Genomic DNA, 6852 nt, shown 5'->3' with positions numbered 1-6852 from the left:
GCGGCGGCGGCGGACGAATCCGGTGGCGGCGTCGATCGCCACGACGTGATCTTGCCGACGCAGTGTGGCGAGCAGTGAGCCCACGCTCGCGGCCACCGACGTCTTTCCCACCCCGGCCCCCAACCGGATCCGCAGCGCGGTGGCGGGGAGCTACCCGACCGCGGTTGGCGACGGGCCCTGCGACTGGCCACCTTCGGCCTGATCAACCTGGGCCCGTCTCCCGCCCAGCAGCAGGAGGCCCAGTTCGAGGCGGCCATCCGGACCCGCCTCTACGGCAACTACAAGGTCGGCGTCCTGGGCAAGGGCGGTGTGGGAAAGACGTCGGTGGCCGCGAGCGTGGGCTCACTGCTCGCCACACTGCGTCGGCAAGATCACGTCGTGGCGATCGACGCCGACACCGCGTTCGGCCGGCTCAGCAGCCGGATCGATCCGACGTCGACGGGCTCGTTCTGGGAGCTCACCGCGGACAAGAACCTTCGGTCTTTCGACGACGTCGTGGCGCGGCTGGGTCGTAATTCCGCGGGTCTTCACGTGCTCGCCGGCGAACCCGCCTCGGGTCCGCGGCGGGTGCTCGATCCGGCGATCTACCGGGAAGCCGCGTTGCGGCTGGACCGCCACTTCACGATCTCGGTCATCGACTGCGGTTCGACGATGGACTCGCCGCTCACCCAGGAAGTCCTGCGCGACCTGGATGCGCTGATCGTCGTGTCGTCGCCCTGGGCCGACGGTGCCTCCGCCGCGGCGCGGACCATGGAGTGGCTGACCGATCACGGCTTAACCACGCTGCTGCAGCGCAGCATCGTGGTGCTCAACGATTCCGATGGGCATGCGGACAAGCGCACCCGGGCCCTGCTCGCTCGCGAATTCACCGATCACGGCCGCCCGGTCATCGAAGTGCCGTTCGACCCCCACCTGCGGCCCGGCGGCGTGATCGACGTCGGCCACGAGCTGGCGCCGGCCACGCGCCGCAAGTTCCTCGAGGTCACCGCGACCATCGTCGGCTACTTCGCGGCCCGTCCCGACGGCGCGAAAGACCCGCGGTCCACCGACAACCGGGACTAGGCCCGCGCCGAGGGGTCGGCGATCGCCTCGATCTTGCACACCCGGGATCCGCGGATCGTCAGCACGATGACGGCGAACAGGCGACGCTCGCTGAAAGCCAACAGCACCGGGCCCCCGGCAGGACCGCTGACCAGCGTCACGTCCGGCCACAGGTAGCGCATCAGGTTGGTGGCCACGGCATCTGGCCCGTGGTTGATCTGTGGTGGCGGCGCGGGGTCCGCAAGGATCGTGCCCACGCCCCACACCGTCGGGTCCAGGACAGCGGCCAACCCCTGAAGGTCACCGTTGGCGCATGCCGTGATGAACTTTTCGGTGACCAGTTGGTGCTCGGACGGCGCGACTTCGGTCGGGTTCGGTTGTGCCGCATGAAATTTGGACCGTGCACGTCGCGCCAGCTGGCGGCAGGTGCCGACCGGGCGGCCCACGGTCTCCGAGATCGAGTCGAAGGGCACACCGAACACGTCGTGGAGCACGAAGGCGACCCGTTCACCGGGACTGAGCCTGCGCAGTACTTCGAGCAGCGCGGTGCGGATCTCGTCATCGAGGGTGACCCGGTCGGCCGGGTCGAAGCGGCGCGGTGCCGGTTGTTCCTCGACGTCGCCGGGGCGCTCGTACCGGGCGCGGGCCGAGCGCACCTGGTCGAGACAGAGGCGGCTCGCCACCACGGTCAGCCAGCCGCGCACGTCCTCGATCTCGTTCACGTCGGCGCGCGCGAGCCGCAGAAAGGCCTCTTGCGCAGTGTCTTCCGCCTCGCCAATGTCACCCAGCATCTGGTAGGCGAGGTTGACCAGATACGCGCGGTGGCGCCGCCAGGCCTCGCTGACCTGGTCGCTGGCGGACGGGGAGTGGTTCATGACCCTTCGACGATCTGCTGAGGCAAAAAGTTACGCGGTTTGCGCTGTAACTTTTCCACCTTTTGCCCCGTCGTTTCAGCAGTGCAAGAAGTTCACGGAAGGAAACCCCTCATGACCATCGTCGTCACCGGTGCGACCGGCAACGTCGGACGCCCACTCGTCACCGAACTGCTCGCCGCCGGCGCCCGAGTTCGGGCGGTCACCCGACAACCGGCGCCGGCCGGCTTTCCCCCGGGCGTGGAGGTGTTCGGTTCGGCCACCGACGCGCTGTCGGGCGCCTCAGCGGTCTTCCTGAACTCGCGGGCGCTCGGCGGGCAGTTGGAAGACGTCGTGGCCCAATGCCGTAGCGAGGGAGTCGCCAAGCTGGTCGCGCTGTCGGCCATCAATGCCGACGACGACGACGCCCGGCAACCGTCCCGGTTCCGCGGCGACCGCAACAGAGAGGTCGAACGTCTGGCGATCGATTCCGGTTTGGCATGGGTAAGCCTGCGGCCCACGGTGTTCGCGACGAACTTCGCCGGCATGTGGTCCGCGCAGATCCGCGCCGGCGACGTGGTCGCCGGGCCCTACGCCGCCGCGTCGACCGCGCCGATCGTCGAGTCAGACATCTCGGGTGTCGCAGCGCGCGCGTTGCTCACCGACGAACTTGTGGGACAGCGGATCCCGCTGACCGGTCCCGGCGCATTCACCAACTCGGAGCTGGTCGAGGTCATCGGCGGTGTCCTGGGCCGGGCGCTGCAGTATCACGAGATTCCCACCGAAGCCGTGCGACAACGGTTTATCGCGTTGGGGTTCGGCGCCGGATTCGCCGACGCCTACATCGCCATGCTCGCCGAGACGCTCGACAGGCCCGCCCTGGTCACAGGCGATGTGGAGAGAATTCTCGGCCGCCCGCCAGTTCCGTTCGCGCGCTGGGTTTCCGAGCACCGCAGTATGTTCGCCAACGAGAAAGTAGAAGTCTCCAAATGACCGATCCGCGTCCCCCGCGCTACCTCAAACCGATGAACAAGTTCATGATGGCGGTGCAACGGCTCGGGATTCCGACCGGGCCCGCAATGGTGCTCACCGTGCCGGGCCGCAAGTCGGGCCAGCCACGCAGCACCCCGATGACGCCCTTCCACTTCGAAGGCGGCCTCTACGTGGTGGCCGGCTATCCCGGCGCCGACTGGGCGGCGAATGCCAGGGCGGCGGGCGTCGGCACGCTCAGCCGTGGCCGGCGGTCGCGGTCCGTCCGGATCGTCGAACTGTCCGCCAGCGAGGCCCGGCCGGTGCTGCGGGCGTTCCCCACCGAAGTTCCGGTCGGTGTGGCCTTCGCGAAGCGGTCGGGGATGGTGAGCGACGGAACGGCCGACGAATTCGAAGCGCTGGCGGGCCGGCTCGCCGTCTTCCGCTTCGAGCCGGCGTAACCGTCACCAGACGATGGCCGCCATGTCGCGGTTGTCAGAACATACGCTGCGCACCGCAGCCTGCAGGTCGGCCGCGGTGATGATCTGCAGATCCTCCACCGTCACCGGCTGACCCGCGCGCTTTTGTGCGACCACGCGGGTGTCCCGAAAACCCTCGGCACGTTCGACGACGTTGCGGGCGAACCTACCGTTCTGCATGGCGTCGATGCCGTGGTGCCCGCCGGGAGTCGTGTAGTTGCGGATGGTCGTCGCCGCGTCCAAGAAGGATTCGCGCGCGCCCTCGTCGAGCAGGCTGGCGCGCGGCGTGGCGTAGCGGTGCGCGATCTCGACGATCTCCGCCGGCGAGTAGGACTCGAAGCGGAGCTTGCGGTTGAACCGGCCGGCCAAACCCGGGTTCACGGTAAGAAACGCATCCACCTGGTCTTCGTAACCCGCACCGATGAAACAGAAGTCGAATCGATGCACTTCCAACGCAACCAGGAGCTGGTTGACGGCCTCCATGCCGATCATGTCGGGTGTGCCGTCCTGATGGCGCTCGATCAGGGAATAGAACTCATCCATGAAAATGATTCGCCCGAGCGACTTTTCGATCAGTTCGTTGGTCTTGGGTCCCGACTCGCCGATGAAGTGGCCGCAGAAATCCGAACGGCGCACCTCCCGGATCTCGGGATGCCGCACGATTCCCATGCCGGCATAGATCTTGCCCAGGGCTTCGGCGGTGGTCGTCTTCCCGGTACCGGGCGGCCCGACCAGCAGCATGTGGTTGGTCTGGCCCTCCACCGGCAGCCCATGCTCGAGCCGCATCGTCCGGACTTCGAGTTGGTCTTCCAGCGCAGCGACCGCTTCCTTGACCGCGGCCAGACCCACCTGTTTGGCCAACAGCTTCCGCCCCTCGGCCAACAGCTCGGCCCGCCGGTCGTTGGCGGCGTCGTCCTCGAGTTCGTCGCGGCTCTTGGCCGAGGAGGCGTCCCATCGGTCGGTGCGGCGGTTGATGGTTTGTTCGTCGGTCACGACGAGATGCAGGTTCGGGTCGGCCAGCGCTTCTTTGGCCGCCTCGGTCAGGATCCCGTTGATGGTGGCCTTGGAAAGCCAGACCTGGGCCTTGTCCTCCTCGCGCAGCTGCCGGTGCACCATCCCCCGCACATAGGCCAGATCGGCGACGAGCAGCGGGATGTCGGCCGGGCCGATCGAGGCCGTCAACACGTCGGAGTCGAAGCGCGACGACGCCTGGGTGTGCCCGATCACGTCGACGCGGTCCAGCCAATCCAGGGCGACCCGTCCCTGGCCCAGGTGGGCGGCGGCGTGAGCGGCCAGCGCGCAAATCGACGCTGTCACAGCCGACATCACGATGGCGTGCGCGGGCAGCTCCTCGGCGGCGGTCAGCAGCACGTCCGGCCAGCGTTGCGTCCGGTACATCAAAAACGTCCGGGCCAACTGGTGCCACTGGTAGTTGGTCCACGAGTCCAGCAAGTCAGGGTTTGCCAGCAGCTTGTCGGCCTCCGCGTACTCCCCGGCGATCGTCAACGCGGACGACAACGCCAGCCCGACCTGTGACGCGTCGGTGACGGTGATGCCGATGTAGGGACCCAGCTGTATCTGGGCGGCCAGTGTCTGCCCGATGCGCGTGGTCTCACGGTGTAGCCATTCGCTGGTGACGTAGAGCTGTCGCAACGACGCCAGGTCGGTGTCACCGCACGCGATGCGCCCCAGCCACGCATCGGCCATCGACTTGTCTGCGTCGGTGGCAGCAACGAACTCGGGTAACGCCGCCGCCCGGCCCTGGCGGCTCTTGATCGCCATGGCGCGGTCGAAATGCCTTCGGGCCGTTTGTAAATCACCCATCGAGTCCCCCATGCCAAGCATCGCGGGTGCGGTCGCCGAGGTTGCGGGCAGCCGCCTCCAGCCGATTCGAGCTGCCGCCGCAACCGGTAGGTGCGCTCATCACACTGTGCCTCAAACTCGCCTTACCCGACCTGCTACGTGCCGACCGACATGCTTACCGGCTCGAGACTGACGTAGCGGTTCTCGGCGCGGAACATGTCCATCTCGACAAGCCAATCCTGTCCTGCTGCACTGACGTTCACCACCGCCGGGCTGATCTGCTCGATGATCACCTCGAAGCCGTGCCGTTGTCCCTCGGACAGCTTGGCTCCCGCGGGTGCGACGGTGATCACGGTCGCCGGTCGCGGAGTGGGTGAGATCGCAGCTTCGATACCTCCGCCCTCGGCCGCGCCAAAGGCGTTGCCCCGCCTCGCAGCGTACTCGACCACGCTCACGGTGGTCCGTGGTGCGGGACGCGAGCCGCTCACGACGCTGATCTCCGGCATACGCACACTGACCCAGCGCGACAGGTCGCGGGTGTGCACGCAGACCCGCTCACCGGCACCGGCGGTGCGGATCACCAGCCGCTTGGCGATCGGGTCGTCCGCCGCGACGAACACGCGCGACAACTCGCCGGCGTCGGTAACCGGCATCAGCAGCCGATCGCCGTTGCTCAGCTTGCCGATCAGGACGCCCGACGGCCCGATCTCGGTGACGAGTTGTGCGGGCAGCGGGCTGCGCCGAATACCCCTCAGGTGTGGAAGGGGACCACACATGTTCGCGGCCGCGGCAGCGGCCTGCTCGCCGTTGAGCCGGCGCAGGATCACGCTGGGCGGGGTCGGCGCGGGCGTCGGCGTGCGCACGGTGATCGTCGCGGTGCACTCGGAGTCGGGGAACACCGTGACGTTCTGGATGACCTCGTCGGCGCGCAGCGTCCACGCCTGCGAGAGGTTGCGCGAAGTGATCGCCTCGGCCGGGTACGCGTACGTAGTCATCCAGCCCGCTTCTCCGCGGATGGCCCTCCATCTCTGCGCGTGTCCCGACACCGCGTCGCGCCCGAGCCGGCGATCGAGCTCCACAAGGTCGGTGGCGGTGGCCACCTTTGCCCGCAAACCTTGACAGCGCAACAAGCCCGCGATGCGTTGGGCGACCGAAATGGCCGCCGCGCCAACGGTCGTGCGCCAGAAGAGGGCTTGTGCATTGTCGATCACCGCCAGCCGCATGATCAGCCACGTCTCGCGCCGGCCCGCGTAGGGTGGCGTTCCGATCTCCGAGTCGTATACCCGCGGAAAGTCTCCGGTGGTGCCGTGCCGAGAACCGATGGTGACGACACTGATCGAATCGAGCTGCAAACCCAGGGCCTGGTGCAGCATCGGCACCAATTCGACGATGTCGAGCACGTTTTCGGTCTCGACCGTCACCGAGCCGGTCACCATGGTCGCTCGGTGTCCCCTGCCGAGTAGCTGCACCGCGACGACGGCGACGCCGTCTTGCACGCGGACACCTCCACCGGATCGGTTGTTGGCCACGGTGATCGGGGCAGTCCAGTCGATCGGACGCCGGCCGCGCCGCCACAAGACGACCCACGACCACGCCGGCTGACCCCACCAGCGCACGAAGATCAGCGCGATCCCCACCACCACCGCGACAGCCGCGCCGATGTAACCACCCACCAGCCAGCCCGCGAGTGCAAGGGCGAACACCACCCA

At 67.8% G+C, this 6852-nt stretch carries 5 protein-coding genes and 2 pseudogenes; 3 read left to right on the top strand and 4 right to left on the bottom strand.

Features of this window, described 5'->3' with window-relative positions; all coding sequences use genetic code 11:
- A pseudogene (locus tag A5652_RS29100) lies at positions 1–114 on the bottom strand (ATPase); the annotation flags it as partial.
- On the opposite strand from A5652_RS29100, the pseudogene A5652_RS06915 reads away from it, so the two are divergent.
- Positions 63–1062: pseudogene (locus A5652_RS06915) on the top strand (MinD/ParA family protein). The pseudogenes A5652_RS29100 and A5652_RS06915 sit on opposite strands and share 52 nt — an antisense overlap.
- Here A5652_RS06915 and sigI read toward each other — a convergent pair.
- Positions 1059–1916, bottom strand: a complete 858-nt coding sequence (gene sigI, locus A5652_RS06910; RefSeq protein WP_067348241.1) for an RNA polymerase sigma factor SigI — start codon at positions 1914–1916, stop codon at positions 1059–1061. The pseudogene A5652_RS06915 and the gene sigI overlap by 4 nt on opposite strands.
- 111 nt (positions 1917–2027) lie before the next feature.
- On the opposite strand from sigI, the gene A5652_RS06905 reads away from it, so the two are divergent.
- Together A5652_RS06905 and A5652_RS06900 are read left to right on the top strand one after the other, a co-directional pair.
- Positions 2028–2885 (top strand): NAD(P)H-binding protein, encoded by an 858-nt coding sequence (locus A5652_RS06905; protein ID WP_067348238.1) that lies wholly within the window; start codon positions 2028–2030, stop codon positions 2883–2885.
- Positions 2882–3322, top strand: a complete 441-nt coding sequence (locus tag A5652_RS06900) for a nitroreductase family deazaflavin-dependent oxidoreductase (protein ID WP_067348235.1) — start codon at positions 2882–2884, stop codon at positions 3320–3322. Before A5652_RS06905 ends, A5652_RS06900 begins: the two co-directional genes overlap by 4 nt.
- A gap of 3 nt (positions 3323–3325) precedes the next feature.
- Here the strand turns inward: A5652_RS06900 and eccA are convergent, their stop codons facing one another.
- Both eccA and eccE read right to left on the bottom strand, forming a co-directional pair.
- Positions 3326–5185 (bottom strand): type VII secretion AAA-ATPase EccA, encoded by a 1860-nt coding sequence (eccA, locus tag A5652_RS06895; RefSeq protein ID WP_082983801.1) that lies wholly within the window; start codon positions 5183–5185, stop codon positions 3326–3328.
- A 113-nt stretch (positions 5186–5298) separates the two neighbouring features.
- Positions 5299–6852 (bottom strand): type VII secretion protein EccE (eccE, locus tag A5652_RS06890; protein WP_156745195.1); only part of this gene is annotated, 1554 nt, incomplete at its 5' end.

Source organism: Mycobacterium sp. 1165178.9 (assembly GCF_001673555.1).
GTDB lineage: Bacteria > Actinomycetota > Actinomycetes > Mycobacteriales > Mycobacteriaceae > Mycobacterium.
Note: the sequence above shows the minus strand (reverse complement) of the source record. Positions and strands in the feature narration are given on the sequence as shown.

Coding starts and splice junctions, on each gene's coding strand:
- sigI (WP_067348241.1), bottom strand. CDS start 1,916: ATGAACCACTCCCCGTCCGCCAGCGACCAGGTCAGCGAGGCCTGGCGG.
- A5652_RS06905 (WP_067348238.1), top strand. CDS start 2,028: ATGACCATCGTCGTCACCGGTGCGACCGGCAACGTCGGACGCCCACTC.
- A5652_RS06900 (WP_067348235.1), top strand. CDS start 2,882: ATGACCGATCCGCGTCCCCCGCGCTACCTCAAACCGATGAACAAGTTC.
- eccA (WP_082983801.1), bottom strand. CDS start 5,185: ATGCTTGGCATGGGGGACTCGATGGGTGATTTACAAACGGCCCGAAGG.